The 24,509-nt window shown below is 54.8% G+C and carries 20 protein-coding genes; 6 read left to right on the top strand and 14 right to left on the bottom strand.

Annotated features, from left to right (window positions below; genetic code table 11):
* The first annotated feature begins 377 nt into the window (after positions 1 to 377).
* From CPA45_RS22815 to CPA45_RS07855, 3 genes are all read left to right on the top strand, one after another.
* Complete coding sequence (locus CPA45_RS22815) at positions 378 to 551, top strand: hypothetical protein (protein WP_165771518.1); 174 nt, start codon at positions 378 to 380, stop codon at positions 549 to 551.
* Between the two features lie 269 nt (positions 552 to 820).
* Positions 821 to 2,284: a cardiolipin synthase gene (cls, locus tag CPA45_RS07860; protein ID WP_096651001.1), complete on the top strand. Its 1,464-nt coding sequence runs from the start codon at positions 821 to 823 to the stop codon at positions 2,282 to 2,284.
* Positions 2,285 to 2,386: 102 nt separating this feature from the next.
* Complete coding sequence (locus CPA45_RS07855) at positions 2,387 to 3,415, top strand: linear amide C-N hydrolase (protein ID WP_096651000.1); 1,029 nt, start codon at positions 2,387 to 2,389, stop codon at positions 3,413 to 3,415.
* A 199-nt stretch (positions 3,416 to 3,614) separates the two neighbouring features.
* On the opposite strand, the gene gad is transcribed toward CPA45_RS07855, so the two are convergent.
* Together gad and CPA45_RS07845 are read right to left on the bottom strand one after the other, a co-directional pair.
* On the bottom strand, positions 3,615 to 4,994 hold the full coding sequence (gene gad / locus CPA45_RS07850) for a glutamate decarboxylase (protein WP_096650999.1): 1,380 nt from the start codon (positions 4,992 to 4,994) through the stop codon (positions 3,615 to 3,617).
* A gap of 221 nt (positions 4,995 to 5,215) precedes the next feature.
* Positions 5,216 to 7,156: an aspartate:alanine exchanger family transporter gene (locus CPA45_RS07845; RefSeq protein ID WP_096650998.1), complete on the bottom strand. Its 1,941-nt coding sequence runs from the start codon at positions 7,154 to 7,156 to the stop codon at positions 5,216 to 5,218.
* 260 nt (positions 7,157 to 7,416) lie between these two features.
* Between CPA45_RS07845 and CPA45_RS07840 the strand changes: the two genes are divergently transcribed.
* Positions 7,417 to 8,136: a TVP38/TMEM64 family protein gene (locus CPA45_RS07840; protein ID WP_096650997.1), complete on the top strand. Its 720-nt coding sequence runs from the start codon at positions 7,417 to 7,419 to the stop codon at positions 8,134 to 8,136.
* Positions 8,137 to 8,651: 515 nt separating this feature from the next.
* On the opposite strand, the gene CPA45_RS07830 is transcribed toward CPA45_RS07840, so the two are convergent.
* Genes CPA45_RS07830 through CPA45_RS07810 form a run of 5 tightly spaced genes read right to left on the bottom strand, consistent with a single transcriptional unit; the run spans position 8,652 to position 13,850 of the window.
* Complete coding sequence (locus CPA45_RS07830; protein WP_096650995.1) at positions 8,652 to 10,193, bottom strand: TolC family protein; 1,542 nt, start codon at positions 10,191 to 10,193, stop codon at positions 8,652 to 8,654.
* Positions 10,183 to 12,018, bottom strand: a complete 1,836-nt coding sequence (locus CPA45_RS07825) for an FUSC family protein (RefSeq protein ID WP_096650994.1) — start codon at positions 12,016 to 12,018, stop codon at positions 10,183 to 10,185. Before CPA45_RS07825 ends, CPA45_RS07830 begins: the two co-directional genes overlap by 11 nt.
* Complete coding sequence (locus tag CPA45_RS07820) at positions 12,011 to 13,150, bottom strand: HlyD family efflux transporter periplasmic adaptor subunit (protein ID WP_096650993.1); 1,140 nt, start codon at positions 13,148 to 13,150, stop codon at positions 12,011 to 12,013. Before CPA45_RS07820 ends, CPA45_RS07825 begins: the two co-directional genes overlap by 8 nt.
* The gene (locus CPA45_RS07815) at positions 13,147 to 13,452 is read right to left on the bottom strand and encodes a YtcA family lipoprotein (protein WP_096650992.1); all 306 of its coding nucleotides are present in this window, start codon (positions 13,450 to 13,452) and stop codon (positions 13,147 to 13,149) included. The genes CPA45_RS07820 and CPA45_RS07815 overlap by 4 nt, the downstream gene beginning before the upstream one ends.
* Positions 13,449 to 13,850, bottom strand: a complete 402-nt coding sequence (locus tag CPA45_RS07810) for a PLP-dependent aminotransferase family protein (protein WP_096650991.1) — start codon at positions 13,848 to 13,850, stop codon at positions 13,449 to 13,451. The genes CPA45_RS07815 and CPA45_RS07810 overlap by 4 nt, the downstream gene beginning before the upstream one ends.
* A 744-nt stretch (positions 13,851 to 14,594) precedes the next feature.
* Between CPA45_RS07810 and CPA45_RS07805 the strand changes: the two genes are divergently transcribed.
* A complete protein-coding gene (locus CPA45_RS07805; RefSeq protein ID WP_096650990.1) occupies positions 14,595 to 15,749 on the top strand; it encodes a linear amide C-N hydrolase in 1,155 nt (384 codons plus the stop codon).
* A gap of 76 nt (positions 15,750 to 15,825) precedes the next feature.
* On the opposite strand, the gene pobA is transcribed toward CPA45_RS07805, so the two are convergent.
* The gene (gene pobA / locus CPA45_RS07800) at positions 15,826 to 17,025 is read right to left on the bottom strand and encodes a 4-hydroxybenzoate 3-monooxygenase (RefSeq protein WP_096650989.1); all 1,200 of its coding nucleotides are present in this window, start codon (positions 17,023 to 17,025) and stop codon (positions 15,826 to 15,828) included.
* Positions 17,026 to 17,240: 215 nt separating this feature from the next.
* Here pobA and CPA45_RS07795 point away from each other — a divergent pair, with 215 nt between their 5' ends.
* Positions 17,241 to 18,143, top strand: a complete 903-nt coding sequence (locus CPA45_RS07795) for a helix-turn-helix domain-containing protein (RefSeq protein ID WP_096650988.1) — start codon at positions 17,241 to 17,243, stop codon at positions 18,141 to 18,143.
* Positions 18,144 to 18,322: 179 nt separating this feature from the next.
* On the opposite strand, the gene CPA45_RS07790 is transcribed toward CPA45_RS07795, so the two are convergent.
* From CPA45_RS07790 to CPA45_RS07765, 6 genes are all read right to left on the bottom strand, one after another.
* Positions 18,323 to 19,021 (bottom strand): hypothetical protein, encoded by a 699-nt coding sequence (locus CPA45_RS07790; protein WP_096650987.1) that lies wholly within the window; start codon positions 19,019 to 19,021, stop codon positions 18,323 to 18,325.
* Between the two features lie 199 nt (positions 19,022 to 19,220).
* Positions 19,221 to 20,672, bottom strand: a complete 1,452-nt coding sequence (locus CPA45_RS07785; RefSeq protein WP_096650986.1) for an aldehyde dehydrogenase — start codon at positions 20,670 to 20,672, stop codon at positions 19,221 to 19,223.
* Positions 20,673 to 20,697: 25 nt separating this feature from the next.
* The gene (locus CPA45_RS07780; protein ID WP_096650985.1) at positions 20,698 to 21,987 is read right to left on the bottom strand and encodes a TRAP transporter large permease; all 1,290 of its coding nucleotides are present in this window, start codon (positions 21,985 to 21,987) and stop codon (positions 20,698 to 20,700) included.
* The gene (locus CPA45_RS07775) at positions 21,977 to 22,519 is read right to left on the bottom strand and encodes a TRAP transporter small permease (protein WP_096650984.1); all 543 of its coding nucleotides are present in this window, start codon (positions 22,517 to 22,519) and stop codon (positions 21,977 to 21,979) included. The genes CPA45_RS07780 and CPA45_RS07775 overlap by 11 nt, the downstream gene beginning before the upstream one ends.
* Positions 22,520 to 22,525: 6 nt before the next feature.
* On the bottom strand, positions 22,526 to 23,557 hold the full coding sequence (locus CPA45_RS07770; protein WP_096651027.1) for a TRAP transporter substrate-binding protein: 1,032 nt from the start codon (positions 23,555 to 23,557) through the stop codon (positions 22,526 to 22,528).
* 192 nt (positions 23,558 to 23,749) lie between these two features.
* Entirely contained in the window at positions 23,750 to 24,430 is a 681-nt protein-coding gene (locus CPA45_RS07765) for a GntR family transcriptional regulator (protein WP_096650983.1), read from the bottom strand.
* Positions 24,431 to 24,509 lie beyond the last annotated feature (79 nt).

The raw sequence follows: 24,509 nt of genomic DNA, 5'->3' as shown, positions 1-24,509 counted from the left end.
TGAAGTAATCGGCAAATGTACCGTCGACGTATCCACCCACCCAGTACTCACCAGATACGAGACATTTTCGACAACGTAAAGTAGCCTTGCCGGCTAAAAACTTCTCGCCTTTCCGCCCTGCACAGCAACGTTTCTGATCCCATTCTTGTTTATCAGTTATGCCCTACACCTATCTCAGAGGGGCTTGCTCAGAGGGGCTTGGCACCGGCTATTCAATGTACCACAGCCCATTCATTCTAAAATTTAGTATGAGCCATACTATTTTAATCACTTTTTATATTTAGTTAGCCTGCTTACAATACCTCTTGTCGAACACAGCGCGATGATTAGTCGCCACTCGTTCAGAGTCAAAATTTCAAATGTGAGGTATATAAGTTATGAAAGCATTTACATTAGTAACCGCTATTGCAATGGCCCTATTCTCAGGCGTGGCCTTGGCCGAAAGAGGTTCCAGCGAAGATAATCAGATTGTTCACGCAGAGTCGACCGCTCAGCATCAAACCGTCGATACACACATGACACCTGCCGAACTGCGTGACAGAAACCCCTAATAGCTAGGTTGGTTACATACGTATGGCGCTACCAAGCGGGCCTTTATGGCCCGCTTTGCGTTTGCCACCTTCCAGGGTACCGACAGACTCGGTGACACAATATATACTGTGCCCATAGCAATCGAGAAAGAAATGAAAGTAACAATGAATCACTGACGGCTGGCGAAATGGCGCGGAGTCAGATCAGCACAGGCCGCCTATTCGGGTATGGGCGGGAGTCGGTTAGTGGTGATTTCCCTGCAGTATCCGCATGAGGAAGCACACTTAACATGAACGGCATCAGTGACTCTATCGTTCTAGCTGCTCTCAGCGCTGCGTTGCATCTGGCTATTCAGTGGCTGTTAATCATCCGTGTTCTGCTCAAACCACACCGCGACCCAAGGGCAAGGCTAACCTGGGTGGTGGTCATCATCGCCCTACCTATCGGCGGCATCATCACTTATCTGCTTTTCGGTGAGACCAACATCGGCCGCAAGCGTGCCGAGCGGATGCGCACGGTAATGGCGCAAGCACCAACGCTGCAGGCCACACCCGGAGCCAATTCACCCAACCTCGTTCCACAGATTCCGGAATGCTATCAGCACTTGTTTCAGGTGGGCCACACCATCAGCGGGTTCCAGCCGGTCGGCGGCAACCACGCCCAAATACTGCAGGACTCTAACGCCGCCATCGAGGCACTAGTTGCCGACATCGATGCCGCTCAGGATCACGTCCATCTGCTGTTTTACATCTGGTTGGCCGATTACAATGGCCTCAAAGTCGCCCAGGCCCTGATACGTGCCGCCTCGCGTGGCGTCATATGCCGCGCTATGGCCGATGACCTTGGCGCACGAGCTATGATCCACTCCAAGCACTGGCGGGAGATGCACGCTGCTGGCGTTCAGCTTGCACGAGCTCTGCCTATCGGCAATCCGATTCTGCGCATGCTCGGCGGTCGTATCGATTTACGCAATCACCGCAAAATCGTCGTCATTGACGACCACATAACCTACTGCGGTAGCCAGAATTGCGCCGACCCTGAGTTTCGCGTCAAGGCCAAGTACGCGCCCTGGGTCGATCTTATGATCCGCTTTGAAGGGCCAATTGCACGCCAGAACCAACACCTGTTCGCCAGTGACTGGATGGCGCATGTTGATGACGACATCCACGCTCTACTGCGCCGACCACTCCCCGTCGCCCAGCCTGGCATCAGCGCTCAGGTGATCGGTACCGGCCCAACGGTGCGCTACTCGGCCATGCCGGAACTGTTCGAAGCCCTGATTTACAGCGCCCGCCACAGCCTAGTTATCACCACACCATACTATGTGCCGGACGAACCTTTGCAGGCCGCACTCTGCGCCAGCGCTCGTCGCGGTGTAGAGACGCTCATTATCTTTCCTCAACGCAACGACAGCCGCATAGTGGCCGCTGCCAGCCGCAGCTACTACGCCGAACTACTCAACGCCGGTGTGCAAATCTATGAGTACGTCGGTGGCCTACTACATACCAAGTCGCTCACTCTTGATGGAGAAATCAGCCTCATCGGCTCCGCCAATATGGACCGGCGCAGCTTCGAGCTCAACTACGAGAACAATATCCTGGTCTACGACCCCGGCCTAACCCAGCAGATCCGCCAACGCCAGCAGCACTACCTCGACAGCTCGGTACGCGTTGACCCCAATGATGTTGCCAACTGGCCCCGCCACCGCCGGTTGGTCAACAACATCACCGCCATGCTGGGGCCGATCCTTTAAAGCCGACTGCCCAGAAGGTGGCTTATACTGCCTATAGCAGAGGGCAATGCCGGGCCTATCCTGGTAATGTGCCAGTAGCAACGAAACGAAAGGAGGAGCCGTATGTGCACGCGAGTGGTTTGGCCAGATGCCAACGGGTCGGTCATCGTCGGTCGCAACATGGACTTTCACAAAGACTTGATGACGAACCTGTGGACGCAACCGCAGGGCATCGCACGCGACGACGGAGTACAGGGAAAGCTGGCATGGACGTCGAAGTACGGCAGCGTCGTTGCGACTGCCTTCGACATGATCTCGGTCGATGGCCTGAATGAGGCTGGCCTGGCAGGCCATGTACTGTGGTTGGCGGAGTCAGACTACGGCACCCCAGACGACAGCCGTCCGCAATTGAGCCAGGCCATCTGGATGCAGTACTTCCTCGACAACTACTCCACCGTTGCAGAAGCTGTCGAATGGATCGAAAAGTCTGACGTTCAAGTGATCCAGATGATGGACCCCACCGGTGGGACACCGCCGGCGATCCACCTAGCTCTTAATGACGCCACCGGCGATTCATGCATCATCGAGTATAGTGATGGAAGGCCCAAGGTCTACCACAGCCGCGAGTACCGTGTGATGACAAACTCGCCCACATACGACCAACAGCTTGAGCTAGTCAAGACCATCAGCGGGCTTGGCGGCGACCAGCCTATTCCTGGTTCGACTCTTGCAAGCGACCGATTCGCCCGGGCTGCGTACTACGTGAGCCGCCTGGATCAGCCTCAGACACAGCTACAGGCCGTTGCAGCGATGTTCAGCGTCATCCGCAACGTAGCACAACCGTTCCGGATCCCGGATCCCGGCAAGCCAGATGCATCCCAGACGCTTTGGCAGACTGTCAGCGACCTGACCAATAGGCGCTACGTCTTCGAATCGACCACCCGCCCCAACATCGTCTGGGTCGACCTGAGCGACCTCGACCTCGCCGAGGGTGCTCCCCAACTGAAGCTCAACCTCGTGAACGAACTGACTGTCGAGCATGGAATCGCTGGCAAAGTCAGCGGCAAATTCGCCGACAGTGGTACACTGAACTTCCTCACTCTCGAACTCGAAAGACAATTGGTTGCAGCTGCAGCGAAGGCTAAGCAGTAGGCCATCGAGGCCAGCACCCTTTAAAGGCAGACACGCGAACCCTATTCAGCGTTGGTCTGCCGTGCATCTCGTTCAGACGCCTGCCTTCACTCTGAAGCGGATCCGTTGAAAGCCCGCGATCCGCATTCAGAGACAGTCAATTCAACCGTTAGCAGGTTTCGACAGTAGTACAAAGCTCTGGAGCAATAGAATGGTGCATTCAGTGATGAAACCCTGAGGCGTCCTCTTCTGCGAGGGGCACCTGCTTGGGATGAGCCGAGATATGCGACAATGCCGCTTTCATGTCATCGATCAGCAGCGCACATAAATCCCCGCTGACGCCGTTGCGCACAAGAATCCGCTGAATTGCCTGATCCTCGCAATCAGAGGGCAGTGTATAAGCCGGCACCTGCCAGCCACGCACCCGCAAACGATCGGCAAGATCAAAAAGAGTGAATCCGGGCTCACTGCCGTCCTTCAGCTTCCACGATACCGCTGGGATGCCGCGGCTGCGATCCCCATCGAAAACGATCTCGAAAGGGCCCAGCGCGGCGATCTCGGCGGCGAGGAACGCCGCGCTGTCATAGCAGGCCCCGTGCACCTTTTCGTATCCCTCGCGGCCAAGCCGGACGAAGTTGTAGTATTGGCATACAATCTGACCACCGGGCCGCGAGAAGTTAAGGGCAATGTCCTTCATGTTACCGCCCAGATAATTGACCCAGAAGATCATGTTCTCGGGTAAGTCACTTTCCTCGCGCCATAGCACCCACCCGACTCCGAGGGGGGCGAGGCCGAACTTGTGTCCCGACGCGTTGATCGAGCGCACCCGTGGAAGGCAAAAATCCCATTCCAGATCCGGTGCGCAGAATGGCGCCAGAAATCCTCCGCTGGCACCGTCCACATGGATTGGGATATCAAGACCTGTGTCACGTTCCAACTGATCGAGCGCGTCGCTAACGGCTTTCACAGGTTCGTACTCACCGGTGAAGGTCACACCGAGGGTCGGAACCACGCCTATCGTATTCTCATCGCAGTATTTCAGAGCTTCCTCGGGGGTCATCAGCAGCCGCCCCTTCTCCATAGGGATCTCGCGATGCTCGATATCCCAGTAACGGGTGAATTTGTGCCAGCAAACCTGTACCGGACCAGTCACGAGGTTGGGCTTGTCGATTGACTTGCCATCCGCGCGGCGCTTGGCCTCCCAGCGGCGTTTCATGGCCAGCCCACCCAACATAGCTGCCTCACTCGAGCCTGTCGTCGAGCAGCCCGTCGCTGGCCCCTCGGGCGCGTTCCAGAGATCAGCCAGCATGCGGACACAGCGTGCTTCAATCTCCGCAGTCTGTGGATACTCATCCTTGTCGATCATGTTCTTGTCGATGCATGCATCCATCAGCTCGTGCACTTCGGGCTCTTCCCAGGTCTGGCAGAAGGTTGCGAGGTTCTGGCGTGCATTGCCATCCAGCATCAATTCGTCGCGTACGGCAGCGCAAACCCAGCGCGGCGATTGCTCATCAGCGGGGAACCCTGATTTGGGGAGCGGCTTCGCCAGCGTGCTGGATCCGTAGATTTCATCATCCATGTTGTAGGAACGATTTGTCATTGTTCATCTCCAATTTGTGATAGGGCCACGCTCCGGAATCGCCCGGCGCAGGCAGGGTCACGCAACTTTTGCCTTTCTCAGGGTGTCGGTTTGATTGCCCGACAGGTGATCGCGTTCGCCAAGTGCAATAATGCAGGGTGCGTCAGCCTCTGCCATGGACGGCATAGGTGGGCACGACCCCATGTGGCTGGGCCATGCGCTGGCGGCTGCCTCTACACCCCTCAAGACAAGATCTGCGCAATGTAGCCGCCGACAAGGGCAAGTACGGTCGTTATGGCGTAGGATACGGGGAACGGCACGGCAGCCACCTGACTTTGAGACTGCTCAAGCACCGCATTCAGGCTCGGCGTCGAATTGCGCCCGCCCGCGCAGGCTCCCGCGTTAATCACAGAGTTTAGTTTGAAGAACTTGTCAGCAACGAAAAAGGCCACAACTACTGGTAGAAGAGCCGCTGTGATGCCTATCAAGGCGAGCCAAATGACTGTATCGCCGCCTAGAGCCGAAATGATTTTCGGCCCAGTATTCGCGCCCAGTACGGCGACGAACACATTGAGGCCGATATCCTGCAGAAAACTGCGTGCACCTTCGGATACCGGCCCACCGAATTGCGGGTTACGGCTGCGTAAATATGCAACCATGATACCGGCAAGCAGGCAGCCAGCTGAGGTACCGAGTGCGAAGGGAATGCCCGCGATCGTGACACTCAACGTCCCTGCGATGAAGCCAACCACCATGGCGATCGCCATATACATGACTTCGGTTGTCGCCAGAGTCTTTTCGGTAATAACTTTGCTGCCCAGAGCTTTGCCCGCCCGCTCGATGCAACTGTCCGGCCCGGTAAGTCGCACTACGTCACCTACGCGGATATCGGTTTGCGGCCCGATCGGTATCTCTTGTCCCGCCCGGAAAATCGCGATCAGCCGAAGACCGTAGGCGAGCGAGGTCTTTGCAAGTTCCTCAATGGTCTTGCCAGCAATCTCGGAAGACGATACCGCGATATCTGCGGACTCGATGGTTATGTCGCGAGCAACCGGATCGTCGACCTCCGGCCCGGCCTCGTTGCCGTGCAGGATCATGTCATGCACATCTGCGCGCACAGTCACGATATCGCCTTTGTGAATTATCGGGTTATCGAGTGCGTCAATGGTCTCACCATCGCGCTCCACCCGCAGGATAGGGGCCTGCGGGTGGGCTTCGAAAAGTTCATTGACACTCTTTCCGACTAGGCTCTCATTCTCGACCTTGTAGGCGCGGATATCGAATGGCATATAGCCGAGCAAGAACGCATGCGGTGTGCCCGGAAGCGCATGCGTGCCGGAACCAGCAAAGGCGTCTTCGGCCTTTGTCGCATCTGCGACAGGATCGTGCCCAAACATCGCGGGCAGATAGCGCATGAGCAGAATGATTCCGACACTCGACAGGATGTAGCTGACGGCATAGCCCGCCGCCATGTTAGCCCCAATCTCATCGGCGGTCATGCCCGCTGGCACCGTTGCCGAGCCGCTTTGTACGGCAGATTCCGCGACCCCAAGGACGGCCGTGATGGTGTAGCTACCCGAGATCAACCCCGCCGCGAAGCCGGATTCGAGCCCGGCAAGACGCGCGCCACCGACACAAATCACCCAGTTCAACGACCAGATGATCACCCCACAGACTATCGCCGCCAAGCCTCCGGATTTCAGGCCGGCAAAGAATTTGGGACCGACCCCGAGCCCCAGCGCATACATGAAGAGCGACAGGAAGATGGTCGCAACGATACCTGGAATCGCATAAGTCATATTGAAAGCAACTTGCGCAGTCATGGAGATCACGACGGCGACAAGCAGCGTGCTGGCGGTCGAACCAAGAGAAATGGGGCCTAGCTTGAGCCGCCCGAGTGGATACCCGATGGCAAGCGCGAGCAGAATGAACACCCATTGCTGCGCGTCGAGGAAGGCAAAGGCACCTTCGATGCCACGTTCAGTCACCGGCTCGATGAACTCGAAGACGCTGCCAATGGCTCGCTCGCCTGCTTGTTCGAGAGTCCGCAGGGTTCCGCCCTCTGCGGCTGTTTCCTCAGCTTGCGCGTGCGTGGCACTGCCAGAGGCGAGAAGTGCAACGGCTGAAAGCGCCCAAGATCTGGCACTTACCGAGACACTTAGCAAAGAAGAAAAATTGAACATGTCGCTCCCTCGTTTTTGTTTTTGTTTTTTGAAACAAAGTCGCCTTAGCCAATAAGACACTAGTAACACAAGTGCAAACCTGTCAAGCCTGTGGCTCTGTGGATAATCAACTCGATACGAGGTCGAATCACGGCCCCAGTAGTACGGCGAGGCATGGCGTTTAGAGTCGGAGGGCGGGTTTTACTGGCACTTGGGAGTAAGGCGTATAGGCTTATTGAACGCACCGTACTAATGCTGAAAAGGTACAAACTGGCTTAAACATGATTACCCTATCCACGTTCACGGCCATCTCCAAACGCCTCCCCTACATCACTTCGACCATGTGGGCGCGCGGGTTTATCCTGAGTCTTCTGGTGGTCGGACTTGTGGTCGCCGGGGACAGGCTCGCCCCCCATTTGCCACAGATGGAAGCATGGGTGGAGGCGCAAGGTGCATGGGGGCCATTATATTTGATTGGTTTCGGTATGGTATTGAGTGTGTTCTGTCTGCCGCTCGATCTGCTCGCTCTGGCTGGCGGCGCAGTTTTCGGGCTACCTGAAGCAGCGGTATATGTCATCGCTGGGCTCTACCTCGGCCAGTGCCTAGACTATGCCATTGGTCGTTTTTTTCTCGGCAGCAGATTCCTCCGCTGGGCCGAAACCCGCCCCCGCCTGCACCGCCTGCGCGAAGCCATCCATAAACCCCAGCCTAGCCTGCTTATCCTGTTGCGGGCTACCCCCTTGCCTGCCTCACCGATAGCCTATCTCATGGGCGCCACGCGCATCCCCTACGCTACCTTCCTAATCGCCAACCTCGGCATGATTCCACAAGCAATCGTCATGACTTACGTCGGCTACACCGCAGCCCACACCACCCGTCTCCTGCACAACTCCACCCACGCTACGCTCACCCATAATATTTTGCTCTACGGCGGGCTCGCTTTCGCCATGATAATCGTGGCCATTGTCGCCCACCGCTGCCGCAAATTGCTGTTCACGTGACACATAATTGGGGCTCGATAAATACCCGTATTCAATAAAAACTGGTTACGAGGCGCTTTTCAAACTACGTTGGCTACTGAGCGGTTCGATCCATGCTCACGGACCTAGTTGTATTACATCACAGGTACACAGTCTGCTTGCTTACAGCTTGCTAGCGTTGGAGCTTTACCATGTTATCGGTTCGCTTTTATCCTTTGCGCTGCTGTGCTGGGACTGGGTATGCTGGTTGCTAGTAAGGCCGAGAGTTGCACACGAGTGGTCTACCTGGGGCCGGAGGAGCGCATACTGACCGGGCGCAATATGGACTGGAAGATGTCTATGGACAACGAGTTATTGGCGCATCAATACCTTCACCGAGCCCCGGTGTGGGTAGGGCTTTTGCCCACAATACGCAGGGAGTCAAGCGACCGCATGTCAAGTGTGTCGATACCGGATTAGCGAGCCGCCCGCCGAAAGGTGGTTTACACAGTCTGAGTGAGATCGCCACAGCCGTCTAAATCGCACAGGCTACAGCATCATAACCGGGCTGGTACATCGCGGCTGGTGAGACGGCCTGTCGCAAAGGCGAGGCCGGTCGCAGCAGCAAAGGTGTCGGCAAAGGCTTGCGCTTGAAGCAGACGAGCGTCATTCAGCGCGATTTTTGACTGACTGACCTCAGCCATCGACGCAAGGCCATTTTCGTAAAGACCGAGAGCAGTCTCATAGGTTTCACGCCCAGCTTCGAGTAGTGGGCCGGAGGCCGTGTAGGCAGCCAAGCTACTGTGCAAAAGGCTGTACGCGTCGACAATCTCCTGGGCGGCCAGGTTGCGGATTTCCAGGAGATCCTGCTCGGCGGCTTCGGCTTGCATGCGTGCCTGGGCATGCCGAGTTTGGCGTCGACCACCATCGAACAGCGGCATGGTAAACACAATGCCAGCCATAGCTTCGTCGAGCGATCGATTCATAGAGGCTCGCTCGCCAAAGCGACTGTCGTGCAGACTGAAGCCACCGATAGCCCGCCCGACCTGTGCCACAGCTGCAATTTTGGGCCGGGATGCCGATGCCACCAAATCTACCTCTGAGCGGGCAGCCCGCACCTGGGTCAACGCCGCTTGGATGTCAGGGCGCTGCGCCAGCGAGGCCCCAATCAGTTCATCAAGCGGCATTGGGACCTCTTTCGGCAGCCGCCGATCAGCGAGGTCCGCTACCTGAATAGAGGTTGTGGGCGATAACCCCATGGCATGCATCAACGCCGCCCGTGTCTTGTCCTCTCTGCTTTCAGCCAGTGTCAGATCAAACTGTGCTTGGGCCTCGAGCTGTCGGGCTTGAGCCACTTCTACCCTAATCGCCAAGCCTTCTTTGAGCCTGCCTTCAGCAATTCTGCGCAAGGTGTGAGCGTCCTCCAATCGTTCCCGTACGATGTGCGTTTCCGCTCGTGCTGCAGAGAGCTGGAAATAGGCCTCGCTGACCTCGAAAATGACTCTCTGATGAACACCGTGAAAAGCGATATTGCTACCGATAGAGGCCTGTTTCGCAATTTCCAGAGCAGCATCCCGCGTGCCAAAATCAAACAGCAGCCACTCCACCGCAAGATTAGGCACAACCTGATGCCCAGTTGCCGTCAATCGCCCTGTGCCAATGCCAAGTTCCGGGATGGCTGATTCGAATTGCGAAGTCGTTGCGAAACCTGCCAGCACGTTGGCAGACAACTGTGGCAAATACGTTGCCTCTACCACATCCACAGCTAGAGCGGCTTCCCGGGCTCTCAGCCAAGCCGCTCGGGTAGCGGGCTTGTTACGCTGGGCGATGTCGATCAGCTCTGGGAGCGTGTAGATGCGTTGAGGGTCGATTGTGACTGACAAATCGTTTGATATCTGCGGACGGACGAGTGTAGATACAGGATCCTCTGCCAGTGACAAACCAGCGGGTAGCGAGAAGTCCGCAGCACCAGATTGCGTTCGTACAGCACCTATGGGGGTCGAGGCGTCGGGCGAGGTTGGGTGGATAGTCTGTTGCGCGCAACCCACTATCCCGGCACAAAGCGTAACAAGCGCGATTCGATGAAACTCAACTCTCATTCGCTTTCCCTTCTCCTGTCAGTATCCCGACCAGAACTCGTGCGCGGTCGTGTATGGCGTCACCGGTTGCATTAATGGCTACATAGGGAGTAGCCGATTTGCCCCCAGCAGATGTCTCTAGAACATTGGCCAGGAGCACTGCGTTCTTCCCGCTCATGAGCGGCAGCAGCCGCGCCAGCTGCTCGGTGGCAGCGAGTCGCTTGGCGCCGGCTGTCTGTCGGCTGGCAGCGGGCACAGCCCACTCGAACGTCATGACCTCCTCGGCGTGGCGTGCAGCACCGATATGGCGGTACACATCATCAAGACGCTCCTCGCCGCGGAGCACCTCGGCTATTACCGTGAGCGCGGCGTCGGTCTCGCTATCGCGGGTATCATTCGCACTCTCCGGCCAGATCAGCGAGAACACTAGCCCCATAATGCCAATCCCCACGAGAATGCCGAGCACTCGATAGCCCGCATCTGAGAGATCATAGTTCGGGCCGAATTCCAGCGGTGACCCGGGTAGAACGCAGATGAAAAAGGCGAGTGCCATCTGAAAGCCTGCATACTGCACACGGTAGGATCCCGTCGCTACCCAGCCAGCGATCAGACTGCCCGTCGCGATGAGCAGGAACAGGTGACCAGGATCATCCAGGTGTGGCATCACAAAGATAACAGCGAAGCCCCCCATCGCAGCCCCTATCAGGCAGCCAATGATGCGCAGGGTGCTTTTGTGGAAAGTCTCGCCGGAGGTGCCTAGTGCGACGACAAAACAAGTCACCATCGCTGTATGGATCTCGAACAGACCAATGCTGGTGTACAAGGCATAGGTCAGAAAAACAGCAAGCAGCACCTTTAACGCAAAGCGGGTATAGACAGGATTAGCGAAAGCATCCGGTTTCAGAAACGAGCTACCGGCCTCGGGCTTCGTAGGGGCAGTGACACTAGCGGCATTGCGAGCAGTGACAAGGGCACGGGCAGCGTCGGCAACCGGGCCTCCGCCCGCAGGCAAGGCCGGCACCTCCCCCTCAGCCATCCGGCGCAGCGCGGGCGCCAGTTCTGGCTCGGGGTGGCCTGCGGCTATCGCTGCCTGAGCTGTAGCGAGCAAACCAAAGCTCGCCGCGAGCTCTGCCACGAGCCGATCATGCTCCTCTTTCGATACCTGAGCCAGCATACGTGCTATACCCGCGTGCTTTTCGGCCTCTGCATTACCATCCCGCAGCAACCGGTCGGCTCGGGCAGGATCGCCACCTTCGGAGAGGCGCGCTGATTCATGCAGCAGCTCACGCAACCGCTCGTGCACCAAGCGTAGCGGGCTGCGTCCGACAAATACATTGAGGACAACCAGCAGTACCATCGGTATGAAGACCACCATCCACACCCAAGACAAGCCGCGCAGCACCAGTTCAGGCATGGCGATATAGTCGTAGAACGACAGGATGAACACGATGATGAAACCCAGCAGGCCGGCGGGTTCACCCAGCTTACTGGCGCGCGCCAGCCACATGCAGCCGAAGGTCACCACCCCCATCATCGCCAATCTCAGGGCTGGTGCATCGGCCACGAACATCATGAGCAGAATGCTCAAAGCGATAATGACAGTCGCCGCGAGGATCAAGCCGACGCCAATCGCAATGTTCTCGCCTGCGTTGTCTCGGTACATCAGGAAGATCAGATAGCAGGAGAGCAGCGTCAGAGGCACTTGCAGAGCCATTGCAACAATCGCAGTCAGTCCACACAACAAAGCGATGTGCAGTGTCATCTCCAAGCGCCCGGCATAAGGACGGAGATCGTCGAGGATCAGGCTTAGCACCCCGCGAGTCGACACTGCGGAGTCTCTACTCATACTCATCAGCCGAGTGGATGATGACAGAAGCGGAGGCACCGACACGCATCAGCTCTTCGGGTGCTTCCTCAAGATGAATGGTGACTGGGAAACGCTGAGCAACCCGGACCCAGTCGACTGAACTGTCGATGATTGGCATACCGAGAATACTTATCTCATCGGTGGTTCTGACCCCGTAGCCGAGGCTTTGTACACGACCTTTCAGGCGTTGTGTCGGCGCCGACATTACGAAGACATCAACCGGTGCTCCGATGCGAATTCGCGGTAGTTCGGTTTCGCGAAACATGGCCGTGACTTTCCAGTCCTCGCTGTCGATGAGCGAGAACAGCGAAACGCCGGTAACGACATAAGTGCCAACACCAAGATCGAGCCCGGTGATGAGACCGGAGATCGGCGCACGCACCTCGGTTCTGCGCAGCTCGCGTTCGGCTAGCGCCAGACTGGTTCGTGCCAGATCCACTTGTGCCTGAGGGGCATCAAGCGTCCCGATCATGGTTTGCGCTGCCAGCTGCTGGCTCAGTGACTCATCCAATGAGATCAGGGCATCCTCGTGAGACGTACGTGCGATATCGACTTGCTGGGCAGTCACCATGCCCCGTGGCAATAGGTTCTGGAGTCGTTCCAACGTCTGACGGGTAAGATCTACGTGATTGCGGGCACGATCGATCTGGCGATTGGCAATCTCGGCATTGGTCTGCTGGGTGGCGAGTAAGCGACCGCCGGTGTCGAGTTCAGCTTCGGCTGTTCTCAGCATGGCGCGCGCCTGCTCCACACGCAGTTCGTAAGGCTCCGGGTCAATGCGAAACAGCAGCTCGCCTGCTTCCACGAAGACATTGTTCCCAACGAATACCTCTGCGATAGATCCCGGAACATTGGCCGATACGGGCACGATCGTGGCACTCACCGAGGCATGGTCGGTGCGCAGGGTGGTGCCGCGCTGCATGGCTGCAAAGACGATAGCAGCGATGGCACCAGCAATCAGCGCGAAGCCGATCAGACGTGCGAGGGGGGCGCGTAATCCAGGCCTGGGCGGTGCAGGTACAGCATTCTGGTCGCTCACATCGTTCTGGTTACTTACATCGTTTTGGTTACTTACATCGTTTTGGTTACTTATATCGTTCTGGTTGGTCATATTGCTAGCCCCCCTGTCCAGAACGCCCAGATCATGATGCCGCTGAGGATTGTCGCGCTGAGATAGGTCAGCGGCGGCATCGGCAGATGTTCATGTAGCCCGATGCGTATGAATAACAACCGTAAGACAACCGTACAGATCACGCCAAGTAGAGCAGCGATCAGCCAGACAGGAAAAAATGAGCCATACAGGGATAGCGTCGGCGAGTGGGCCTGCATTGAGCACCCCGTAAGCATTATTGGCACCAGCAGGATCGCCGACCAAAAATAAAGTGGGTGGCCTACCCTACCGGCTGGAATCATGCTTTCACTGCTCCCTTAAATGCTTGATATGCCTGAACATAACCGCTAGCGATGGCCCGAACCGAACGTCCGATGGCTGCGTAGGACTCGTCGTCTAGATTGGCGAAAGAGACGCGCGCCGACCAGTTCAGCGCATCGAACCCAGAACTTTTGAGCAGCACGATCCCATGGTGCTCAGCAAGCTTGAAGCTGATGTCGAGTGGGTGGATATTAGCCTTGACCCAGTCAACAATCTCTTCGTCTACATACTCTTCGCCTACATACTCTTCGCCTACATAGTGGCGTAGCCAAAACTCGAAGTCGATGATCCCATAGTAGGCGTCATAGCGCTGACTCGGACTAAATTCAATGCCCATGCCTTTAACAAGCAGATTGTTGTCCTCATGTATGGCGATCACCGCTCCCCCTCGGCAAGCGTGAGAAAAATCGCTAACTCCGGGTGCTCGCGCAGCATTTCCAAAATCCATTCCCACGTGACCATATCGCATACTCCCTTTTGTTGTTCTCCGAAGCGACAGGGATTCCGATCAAGCTCACCAGCTATGGTAGGTATGTGTTGAGTTTTTATATCGACATCTTGTGTGCAAAATTATCGTGCCATATAAATTTCCCTGAGGACTCACACTGACATGGAATCGCATGTGACTGTCAACCCTTGAAATTCAACAGGTGGGCCTAAAAAAGAGTGAAGTGAGTGATTTCTCATAGTAAATCAATCTGTTCCCTGAGAAAGAATAGCTCAAAAAAACCGTTCGTCATGAGAGAGTCTTTTGCGACCTAGTCGTCCCCCTACAAAAGCTCGGCTACCCTGCCGGAGCAAGCTATATTGACGATATTCCTAATTATTTTTGGCAAAAGCATTTTCTTGCATTACTTTTAATGTGAAAGACACATTTTATGAGAGCACTCGCAGCAGGCAAACAACTCAATAAAGGGCTGCATCACACACCACTTCCCTACCCAACCTGACTCATCTAAACCACTAGCTAAGTAACATGGCAGACCGCGCATTTGAGAGTAGTGATACTCCGGCAGGCAATGCGCAATTAACGTTCACTACTGTGTTGAAGAACCTTGCCGTGCCAAGGAGTAATCAACTCCAGAAACTGTAGATCTCAATTAATGCTGTGAGGAGATAATTAATGCTGCGCTTTCCCAAATTCAAATTTCCGGCAGCTTGTATGGCGATTGCCTGCACTGCCCTGGCACCCGCTGTCCTAGCCTGTACCTCTCTTCTGTATGGCGACTCGAATAATCAGTTCTATGCTGGGCGCACCTTAGAGCTGCCTATGGAGCTGCCCTACAAGGTATCCTACTATCCAGCGGGAACCACTTTTGGGTCACAGGCTGATAAGCATCATGTACTGGAGTTCACTGGCCAAAACGCATTTTTGTCAATCGGCATGCCTGACCCCGTATCAGGGGATGTCAAAGTGGTCGAAGGCGTTAACGAGAAAGGACTAACTTTTAGCTTGCTGGCCTTTTCAAGCGCAGAAGGGCCTGTAGATATGGTCGATAACACCCAGGCTGTATTATCGGCGATCGATCTAGGCGAATGGACGCTGTCTCAGTTTGACACTGTGGCCGAAGTGAAAGAGGCTCTGGAAGAGCAACCGGTCATGGTTACATCTCTGCTTCCTCTTGGTTTGATGAAAACACCCTTCCATTACGCTCTGCACGACGCTACTGGTAAATCAATAGTGATAGAGTTTGCTAACGGCGAGAAAAACGTCATCGATAATCCTCTAGGTGTCATGACTAACGGCCCCGAGTTTTCCTGGCATATGACCAATATGAACAACTACACGTTCATGAGTAACATAGATCAATCCAAGCTTGAGATTAACGGGGTAAAACTTGAGCAGCCGGACTCAGGAATAGCAACCGCAGGACTGCCAGCCTCTAATACGTCTGTCGGCCGGTTTGTACGTGCCGTTTACTACTCACATTTTGCTGAGAAAGCTGATGATGCTGACAGTGCAATCACTACGCTGTCGCATGTGATGAATAACTTTGATCGGCCTCGCGGTATTACCATAGACAATCGTTTTCGTGATTCTATTGAAAACATTACCGCTCCAGGGGTCAATCACAACCGCGTTTACACCTCTGAATACACGACGTGGATTTCATTGACTAATCTCCAGAAGCGGCAACTCTATATACGCACCTACGACAGCCTCAACTACATTCGCTTCGATCTTGATGACCTAACTGATGTTGAAGAAATTCGGCACGTCGAACTTAAAGACGTTGCCAGTGGCCCGAGCAATGCCACAGCTGCCTTGAACCCTTAAACATCGAGTTTAACCAGCATCACCTGTAGCATGGCAGCTTGCTCCAAACCTACGACGAAGAGCCTCTGGTGAGATTCTACTCAAGGGACTCATAGGGCAGGCCAACATAGTTTTCTGCGATGGTGGTCATCCCCGCTTTAGAGTTGGTTACGTAGTCCAGCTCGGCCAACTGCATGCGGCTGTTGAAATCGTCCTCATCAGAGCTCTTGTCTAAAGAGAAGTTATGCAGCATAGAGGTCATCCACCAGGAGAAACGCTCAGCTTTCCAGATGCGCTTCAGGCAGGTTTGCGAGTAGCGCTCAATCAGATCCGTGCGGCCTTCCTGGTAGACCTTCACCATTAGGCGATAAAGGGTGTTGACGTCGCTGGCCGCTAAGTTAAGGCCTTTAGCACCGGTAGGCGGCACAATATGCGCGGCATCGCCGACCAGAAACAACCGCCCGTACTGCATGGGTTCGACCACAAAGCTACGCAGTGGCGCAATGCTCTTCTCAATGGAGGGCCCAGTCACAAGCTTGGCGGCGACCTCTTCCGGGAGGCGGCGTTTTAGCTCTTCCCAGAAGCGCTCATCAGACCACTCTTCCACTTTTTCGTCCAATGGCACTTGCAGGTAGTAACGGCTGCGGGTAGCGGAGCGCATGCTGCAGAGACTGAAGCCGCGTTCATGGCGCGCGTAGATTAGCTCATCGGACACCGGTGGCGTATCAGACAGCATCCCCAGCCAACCAAACGGATACACCTTTTCAAACGCCTTGATGCGGTCCTGAGGAATCGATTGGCGTGATACGCCATGATAACCATCGCAACCGGCGATATAGTCGCAGTCGAGCCTGACCGTTTCACCATTGTGCTCAAAGGTTAGATACGGGCTGTCACTCTCAAGATCATGGGGCTGAACGTTTTCCGCCTCATAGAGCGTTACCGCGCCTGCGGCGGCACGGGCCTCCATCAGATCCCGCGTTACCTCGGTTTGACCGTAAACCATAACGCTACTGCCGCCGGTCAACTCCGCCAACGGAACACGCACGCGGCGATTGTCGAAAACAAGCTCAAAACCGTCATGGGGTAAACCCTCTTGATCCATGCGCTGATCAACGCCCGCTTCGCGTAGTAAGTCCACCATGCCCTGCTCGAGTACACCAGCACGAATTCGGCTAAGTACATACTCACCGCTACGCTGTTCAACAATGACGTTATCGATGCCTTGGCGATGCAACAATTGGCCTAGCAATAAGCCAGAAGGGCCTGCACCTATAATCGCAACCTGCGTTTTCATTGGGGATGCCTCATTGTTATAAAAACTTATAGCTTGTATTTTTCAATGAAACAGGCCGCACAATAAGGCATAATTTAAAATAATTATTGGACTTTTAGCGCATCACCACCCAACCTTAGTCGTAGCTGAAGTTACCTATAGGTGGAATTGCGCATCGTTTAAATCGAGCATTGTTAAAATCAAGCGCCGTTAACATAAAGCGTTGAGAGGTAGAGATGGCAGCCTCACCCGCCACGTCCGTTCCGATATTTAAGCTCTATGGCGAGACCCAGCACTGGCCCACGCCGGATTTGCTCCACTGCGAATCCATACCTGAGCGCAGCCAGCTACATAACTGGCGTATCCGCCCACACCGACATGCAGATTTGGTGCATATCCTGTTTATCAGCCAAGGTAGCGTTGAGTTAGCCCTGGAGGGAGCAAACCATCAGTTGCAGCACTCCTCCGCCATTATTGTTCCCGCTATGGCCATCCATGGTTTTCACTTTTCACCGGATGTACAAGGGCACATTATTACTCTGGCCAAACCACTGGCGGATCACTTACATGAACTAATGGGTGAGAGCAGTGCGCTAAAAAAAGCTGGTTTTTTCCGCTTTAATCTTCCGCATCAAAGCGAGCGAATTGCCACGTTGGTCACTCAGATCGATCAGGAGTACCGCCAACCGGCACCTGGGCGAAACCAGCTGCTTGAAGCTCTGGTACAGGCGTTAGTCGTCGAGTTGTCACGTCTTACCACTTACCCAGACAGAGTTGCAAAGCGGCATGGCCCACGCCAAAGCGATAAGGGGCGTCAGCACCTTGAGAACTTTCAAGCATTAATCGAAGAGCACTATCGTGAACAGCCAAGCATTGAACAGTTAGCCGAGCGGATAGGGGTGAGCAGCGCACACTTAAATATGCTGTGCCGCCAGCTTGCCGAGCGCAGTGCCCTGCAATTGCTGCATGAGCGCTTACTGTTAGAAGCCAAGCGCCAGCTCACCTACACCAATATGACCATAAGCCAAGTTTCCGATAACTTAGGCTTCTCTGAACCTGCCTACTTCACCCGCTTTTTTAAACGTAATACCACCCTGTCACCACGGGATTTTCGACTGCGCCAGCATGCCCAGTCATAAGAGCACAGCCGCTCATATGCAACGTAGGACTTTCATAAACATTGTCATGCTCAGACATACGGCAGCGATCTCCTCTCTTTTAGGAGCCGTGATTTGACATCTAACTCTTGCATTGTGCCATCGTTGGTTTGGGTGCACCCGAAGTAGCGAACAAATGAGTATCTTGCTATCTACACTGCCTAGCGATACCAGTTACAGCCAGGGCTATTTCTTGAGTGACAGTCGAGGGATATATCCTCAAGATAGAAGTGGTGAGGTTCAGCGATTCGGCTCCATAATGCTGAAGGGGTCGTTTCCTCAAACATATTGCCGCCGGTTATGGTTTTCTTCTGCTCCGTTAGGTAGTTAACGCTAGTCTCCGTCATTTCCCCCGAGTTGCGAGAAAACGCTGAGTAGTCATAGCCGATTAGCCTGAATTGTTCGCTCTCAAGCCGAAAGGTGAATGTCTGCCGCGAGACACCATAGCTTCCACAGCTAAGCCAAGTGCCTAGCTCGACGATGATTCGCCCGCGCTCTATCGAGATCCCACCTTCGCCTAGCAACGGATCTTCCAAACACGGAACCTCTTGATTGTGCTCACTCGGCAGCAGGTTGTCCCGGGTTATGAACTCCTGGTACCCGTCCTGCGTATTGAACAATATGATAAGACGGCGGGGGTTAAGGTTGAGAACAGGCGGCCCGAACCCGTCATTCTCAAATAGGTTTTCAGCACTCACCTCCTCGACCACGAGCACCGCGTCATCGGCACCGTCTTGGTTCAAATCGCCCGTTGCACTTGAGATGAGCTTCCAGCCAGAGGGCACCCAATGCTCAAAGCGGGTTGGCGACTCGGCAAATGCCAAACCGGTTGCAAGCAGTAACGCAACGGCCAGTGTCACAACCGATAATCGCGGCTTAATGGTCAGCCTCCTTTGTGAACGAAATCGACGGCAGCATAATGCTATCAAGAGTGGTGAATCACCACTCTTGACCATATTGCCCAAGCTAAAAAAGCAGCTATGCTAGACAGACTTTTAAGCTTAGCCAGTTTAAGTTTAGATGGGTTAAGTTAGATAGGTTAAGTTAAATAGACTGTCCTTAAATAGGATAGTGACGCGGCCCGAGCTGCATGGTAATCCAGCGCAGTTCGGTAAACTCTTCGATACCGGCTTTCCCACCAAAGCGCCCGTGGCCGCTGGATTTGACGCCGCCGAAGGGCATTTGCGGCTCATCGTGGACCGTCGGGGCATTGATATGGCAAATGCCGGTTTGTAAGCGCCCGGCTACTTTCATAGCTCGGGCGCTATCACGGCTAAACACCGCGGAGGAAAGTCCGTACTCGCTATCGTTGGCGATGCGCACTGCTTCGTCTTCACCATCAACACGGATCACTGCGACGACCGGGCCAAACGACTCTTCGCTATACAGCCGCATGTCGCTGGTTACGCCATCAACCACCGTGGCCTGCATCACCACACCTTCGGCTTTACCCCCCGCCGCTAGCCGCGCGCCTTTAGCCAGCGCATCGTCAATTAAACCGTTGAGCTTCTCACCCGCTTCGCTGTTGATCAACGTGCCTAGGGTATTGCCTTCATCCCGCGGGTCGCCTGCTGTTAGCGCCTGCGCACGGCGGGCGAGCTTTTCGACAAACGCCTCTGCCACTTGGTGATCGACAATCAGCCGTTCGGTGGACATGCAGATCTGGCCTTGGTTAAAGAACGCGCCAAAAATCGCCGCGTCCACGGCAGCGTCTATATCCGCATCATCCAATACCAAAAACGGTGCTTTGCCACCCAGCTCAAGCAGCACGGGCTTTAAATGCTTGGCCGCTTGCTCAGCAATGATTTTGCCAACCCCGGTAGAGCCGGTGAAATTGATCCGACGCACGGCGGGGTGTGCGACTAACGCGCTAACCACGTCAGCGGCATCGTCCGGTGCGTTAGTAATCACATTGACGATGCCATCACCCAACCCCGCTTCCTGTAACACTTCACCGATTAAGTGGTGGGTAGCCGGGCACTGTTCAGAGGCTTTCAGGATCACACTATTGCCGCACGCCAACGGGGTGGCAATAGCCCGCGTACCCAGAATAATCGGCGCATTCCAGGGCGCAATTCCCACTACAACCCCACAGGGTACGCGCACGCCCATGGCCATACTGTCGGGTACGTTAGAGGGAATAACATCGCCGTGAATTTGCGTGGTTAACGCCGCTGCCTCACGCAGCACGTCCGCGGCTACCTTGACGTTAAACCCCGCCCAGCCGGGCGTGGCGCCGGTCTCAGAGACCATTCGGTCAATGAAATCGCCCTGTCGAGATTCCATTAACTCGGCGGCTTTCAAGAGCTTAGCACGGCGCGCGCCTGGGCCTGTTTGTGACCATGCTGCAAACGCTCGCCCTGCGGCATCGGCGGCCGCGTTAGCGTCGCCCGCACTTGCCGCCGCAGCGGTCGTCACGGTGTCACCGCTGAGCGGATTCGCTCGGGTAAACGTGGCGGATTTCTCGGCAGCGATGGCTTGGCCTGCCGACAACAATTGAGTGGTAAACATGGCGTTAACTCCTTAATAAAGCTGCCTAGAGCAGAAACAGCGTGCTTAAAATGGGGAAAGCAATCAGCAGTGCCAAGCGTATTAAGTCAGCAACCACGAAGGGAGCTACCCCTCTAAAAATCTCGCCTAAGCCCACATGTGGCGCCATCGCTTTAATCACAAACACGTTCATCCCTACCGGCGGAGTCATCAGCCCCAGCTCTACGGTCAGCACGGTAATAATGCCGAACCAAACCGGGTCAATGCCCATCGCCAGAATAATCGGGTACACCACTGGCACGGTGATCACCAACATGGCGATGGAATCCATAAACATGCCGAGGACAAAATAGAGCAGCAGAATACACAGCACGACTACCATCGGCGTGAGATCCATGCCATAGAGCACATCAGTAATGGAGAAGGAGATACGTGATACAGAAATGAAGTAACCCAGCGTTTCAGCCCCTACCAGCATAAAAAACACAACGGCCGAGAGTGCTAAGGTCTCCTGCACACTGCGCCAAAACTGGGCGCCGCGCATGCCTTTCACTAAGGCATAAATCAAGGTGGCGAACGCGCCTACGCTAGCCCCTTCAGTGGGCGTAAAGGCACCAAAGTAGATGCCCAGAATCATCACCAGGAAAACGCCGAAGAAGGGCACCAGGCCGGTTAGAGATACAAGCTTCTCTTTCCATGCTGTCGGCTCACCGGCTACTGCTAAGGAGGGGCGTAACCGCATGACAACAGTGACTGTCAATGCGTACATGACCAAGCCTAGCAGGCCGGGAATCAACCCCGCCATAAACATATCGCCCACCGACTGCTCGGTCAGAATGGCATAGATAAGCAGCGCGATACTGGGAGGAATCATAATCCCCAGCGTGCCGCCTGCGGCAAGTGCGCCGGTGGCTAAACCACGGTTATAGCCATAGCGCTCCATTTCTGGCAGCGCTACTCGAGTCATGGTGCTTGCCGTGGCTAACGAGGAGCCTGAAATCGCAGAGAAAATGCCGCAAGAGCCCACCGCCGCAATCGCCAGACCGCCCTTCCAGCCGCCGCAAATAACCCGGGTTGAATCAAATAGTTTACCGGCCATGCCTGAATGGGCAGCCAAAACGCCCATTAAGATAAACATCGGCACCGCACTGAAACTGTAGTTGGAGAGCACTTCCACCGGCACGGTTTTTAGCTGTGCAATGGCCGCATCCCAACTAATAATGTAGGCAAACCCGACTACGCCCACGACCAGCATGGTTAAGGCAACGGGAACACGTAGAATCATCAGTACCAGCAGGCACCCTAGTCCAATGGCACCTATCGTTTCACTCCCCATGAGATGCCTCCTCACCACGGGCATAAACAATGCCTAACACCCCATGGATAAAACTACGTAGCCCTAGCAACAAGCTGAGGACCGCCGCGAGCTGGTAAATAGGGCCCATGGGGAGTCGCAGGTCTTGGGTGGTCGTGCCATGGCGAGCCGCCGCTGCCGCTGAGTCCAATAAGCCGATAAACAAAATAAGCCCCAACACCATAAAGCCAAGGAAATAAACGCCCTGTAAGCGATTCTTAATGGTTTGCGGCAAGCCATGGGAAAACGCCTCTACCACCACTTGGCTTTTTTCAACATTGGCCGCCATGGCTGCTAACAGTGCGAATAGCATCAAATAGCTGACTAGCTCCACGCTTCCTGATACCCGGAATGCAATAGCGCCCTCCGTTACGCGGGAAAGATACCGGGTACTGACATCAGCCATCGTGACTACCAGCAAGCCAACCAGCGCAATGCCGGCGACAAAACGACAAATGAGAGCCAGCCAATGGCTAGCCCTATAGAGAATGTGTTGAGGATAAGACGTCTGCATAGCACCTTACCCCTGCTCGGCAGCACAAGACTCGCTAGCCGCTAGCGCCGCCTCATAAACCTCACGGGCTTGGCTCAAACCGCGCGCTTCCAACTGTGTTAAGTAGTTTTCGATACCGGTTTGTAGCGGCTCCTGCCAGTCTGGGTGCTCAAGGGGGTTCTCAATTTCACGGATGGTATGGCCTGCATCAACCGCTTCTTTCTTGCCTTCTACGTCCAGTTGATCAAAAACTCCACCGGCCTTTTCCGCCCATTTCATACCGGAGTTGTTATCAATGACCGCCTGCTGCTCGGGCGACAGACGGTCGTAGGCACGCTGGTTCATGGTAGCGACGAAGATCAGTGTGTAGAACGGCACTTCGGTGTGATAACTCACCAGCTCATTGACGCGGAACCCTTTCAGGCCTTCCCACGGGAAGCTAAGACCGTCAATAACACCGCGCTGCATGGAGGTATAGATATCCGGTGCTGGCATGCCCACTGGGCTTGCGCCCATATTCTCGAGCATTTCACCCGCCACAGCGGTGGGACGGCGAATGCGCAGCCCTTGCAGGTCGGCAGGCGTTTGCACGTCCGTATCGATGGTGTGGATTCCACCAGGGCCGGTGGTAAACATAAATAGCGGACGGGTATCTTCGTATTCGCTAGCTAAATGACCATCATCGTAGAGGGTTTGCAGTACGCATGCCCCTTGCGTGGCGGTTGATGCAACTCCCGGTAACTCAACAATTTGTGATAGCGGGAAACGCCCAGCAGTATAGCCCTGGGCGGTAGCACCGATATCAGCAATGCCGTTGGCGGCCGCTTCATAAATAGAGTCCGGCTTGGCTAGGGTACCGGAAGGAAACATCTGAATGACCAGATCACCATTGGACTCTTCGGCAATGGTATCCGCCCAGGCTTGCAAGACATCTTGATTGATGCCGGAAGCTCCTGGCCAGAAATGCGCCATGCGAAGAGAGGTCGCTGCCTGCGCAGTGCTAACAGCAAAACTGGCAATCGTTGCTGCTAACGCGCACCGGGATAATATCGTTTTCATGGAAGCCTCAAGGAATCGTTGATTATTATATGTTCGCATAGCGAACATTAGTTCGCCTTTATCACCAACGATAATCCACAATTCGCCATTCAGCTAATCGACATTGGTCTATACGGCTAGCACGTTGACCAAACCGTCTCCAATGGCCGCTTAGAAGTGCCGTTCACATCGGCCATCAGTGGGCTGTATTTATTAGCTATAGCCCGAGCCTAATAGCTCTGGGTAGCGCAAGCCGATAAGCGCATGCTCGCGCATCAGCATCTCTGCCCGAGCGCCCTCACCGCGACTAACCGCTTGGAATATAAGCTCATGATGAAATTGGGCGAGCTGCAACTTTTTGAACTCTCGCGTTAAGTTGTCACCATCGATGATGATCGAGTCTGCCGCTGCGAAAGGGAGATGGTTATTACGGGCGATCGCATCCGCCACCACACCGCTGCCAATGGCATGAATAATAGTGCCGTGAAAATGGCTATTTATTTCACTCCAATGATTAATGTCTGTCTCTAGGAGATAGCCTTTTTCAAGTAAGTCCCGCCCTGTTTGGATCCAATGCTTCAATTCCTCACCAACGCTAGCTGGCATGCCCTGTTCTGCCAATAAGCGAGCAGCTAACCCCTCCAGAACGCTTCTTACCTCGACCGCACAATGCACATCCGATTCAGTAAATTCGCGCACCATAAAGCCCCGCTTACCCGCTCTCTGCAGTAACCCCTCTTGCTCCAGTGTCCGGAATGCCAGCCTAACCGGCGTTCTTGAGACCTCAAACCGCTCAGCGACAGCCTCCTCTCCCAGCCGCTCTCCCGGTGAATAGTGGCCTTCTCTGATCAATTTACGCAGCCTGCTCAACAGGCTTTTATCGTTGTCATTCATTTATTTTTCTCTCATATCAACAAGATCATTCTCTTCAAAGTCTGGATCCAACAAAAGTCTATATTGACTACAAAAACCC

This window comes from Vreelandella nigrificans (assembly GCF_002374315.1).
Lineage (GTDB): Bacteria > Pseudomonadota > Gammaproteobacteria > Pseudomonadales > Halomonadaceae > Vreelandella > Vreelandella nigrificans.
This window is presented reverse-complemented; position numbering and strand designations above follow the sequence as displayed.

Excerpts from the sequence above, each read along its gene's own strand:
- CPA45_RS22815 (WP_165771518.1), top strand. The coding sequence starts at position 378 with ATGAAAGCATTTACATTAGTAACCGCTATTGCAATGGCCCTATTCTCA.
- CPA45_RS07845 (WP_096650998.1), bottom strand. The coding sequence starts at position 7,156 with ATGTTCAATTTTTCTTCTTTGCTAAGTGTCTCGGTAAGTGCCAGATCT.
- CPA45_RS07840 (WP_096650997.1), top strand. The coding sequence starts at position 7,417 with ATGATTACCCTATCCACGTTCACGGCCATCTCCAAACGCCTCCCCTAC.
- CPA45_RS07795 (WP_096650988.1), top strand. The coding sequence starts at position 17,241 with ATGGCAGCCTCACCCGCCACGTCCGTTCCGATATTTAAGCTCTATGGC.
- cls (WP_096651001.1), top strand. The coding sequence starts at position 821 with ATGAACGGCATCAGTGACTCTATCGTTCTAGCTGCTCTCAGCGCTGCG.
- CPA45_RS07765 (WP_096650983.1), bottom strand. The coding sequence starts at position 24,430 with ATGAATGACAACGATAAAAGCCTGTTGAGCAGGCTGCGTAAATTGATC.
- CPA45_RS07785 (WP_096650986.1), bottom strand. The coding sequence starts at position 20,672 with ATGTTTACCACTCAATTGTTGTCGGCAGGCCAAGCCATCGCTGCCGAG.
- gad (WP_096650999.1), bottom strand. The coding sequence starts at position 4,994 with ATGACAAATCGTTCCTACAACATGGATGATGAAATCTACGGATCCAGC.
- CPA45_RS07820 (WP_096650993.1), bottom strand. The coding sequence starts at position 13,150 with ATGACCAACCAGAACGATATAAGTAACCAAAACGATGTAAGTAACCAA.
- CPA45_RS07830 (WP_096650995.1), bottom strand. The coding sequence starts at position 10,193 with ATGAGAGTTGAGTTTCATCGAATCGCGCTTGTTACGCTTTGTGCCGGG.
- CPA45_RS07780 (WP_096650985.1), bottom strand. The coding sequence starts at position 21,987 with ATGGGGAGTGAAACGATAGGTGCCATTGGACTAGGGTGCCTGCTGGTA.
- CPA45_RS07855 (WP_096651000.1), top strand. The coding sequence starts at position 2,387 with ATGTGCACGCGAGTGGTTTGGCCAGATGCCAACGGGTCGGTCATCGTC.
- CPA45_RS07770 (WP_096651027.1), bottom strand. The coding sequence starts at position 23,557 with ATGAAAACGATATTATCCCGGTGCGCGTTAGCAGCAACGATTGCCAGT.
- CPA45_RS07825 (WP_096650994.1), bottom strand. The coding sequence starts at position 12,018 with ATGAGTAGAGACTCCGCAGTGTCGACTCGCGGGGTGCTAAGCCTGATC.
- pobA (WP_096650989.1), bottom strand. The coding sequence starts at position 17,025 with ATGAAAACGCAGGTTGCGATTATAGGTGCAGGCCCTTCTGGCTTATTG.
- CPA45_RS07815 (WP_096650992.1), bottom strand. The coding sequence starts at position 13,452 with ATGATTCCAGCCGGTAGGGTAGGCCACCCACTTTATTTTTGGTCGGCG.
- CPA45_RS07775 (WP_096650984.1), bottom strand. The coding sequence starts at position 22,519 with ATGCAGACGTCTTATCCTCAACACATTCTCTATAGGGCTAGCCATTGG.
- CPA45_RS07805 (WP_096650990.1), top strand. The coding sequence starts at position 14,595 with ATGCTGCGCTTTCCCAAATTCAAATTTCCGGCAGCTTGTATGGCGATT.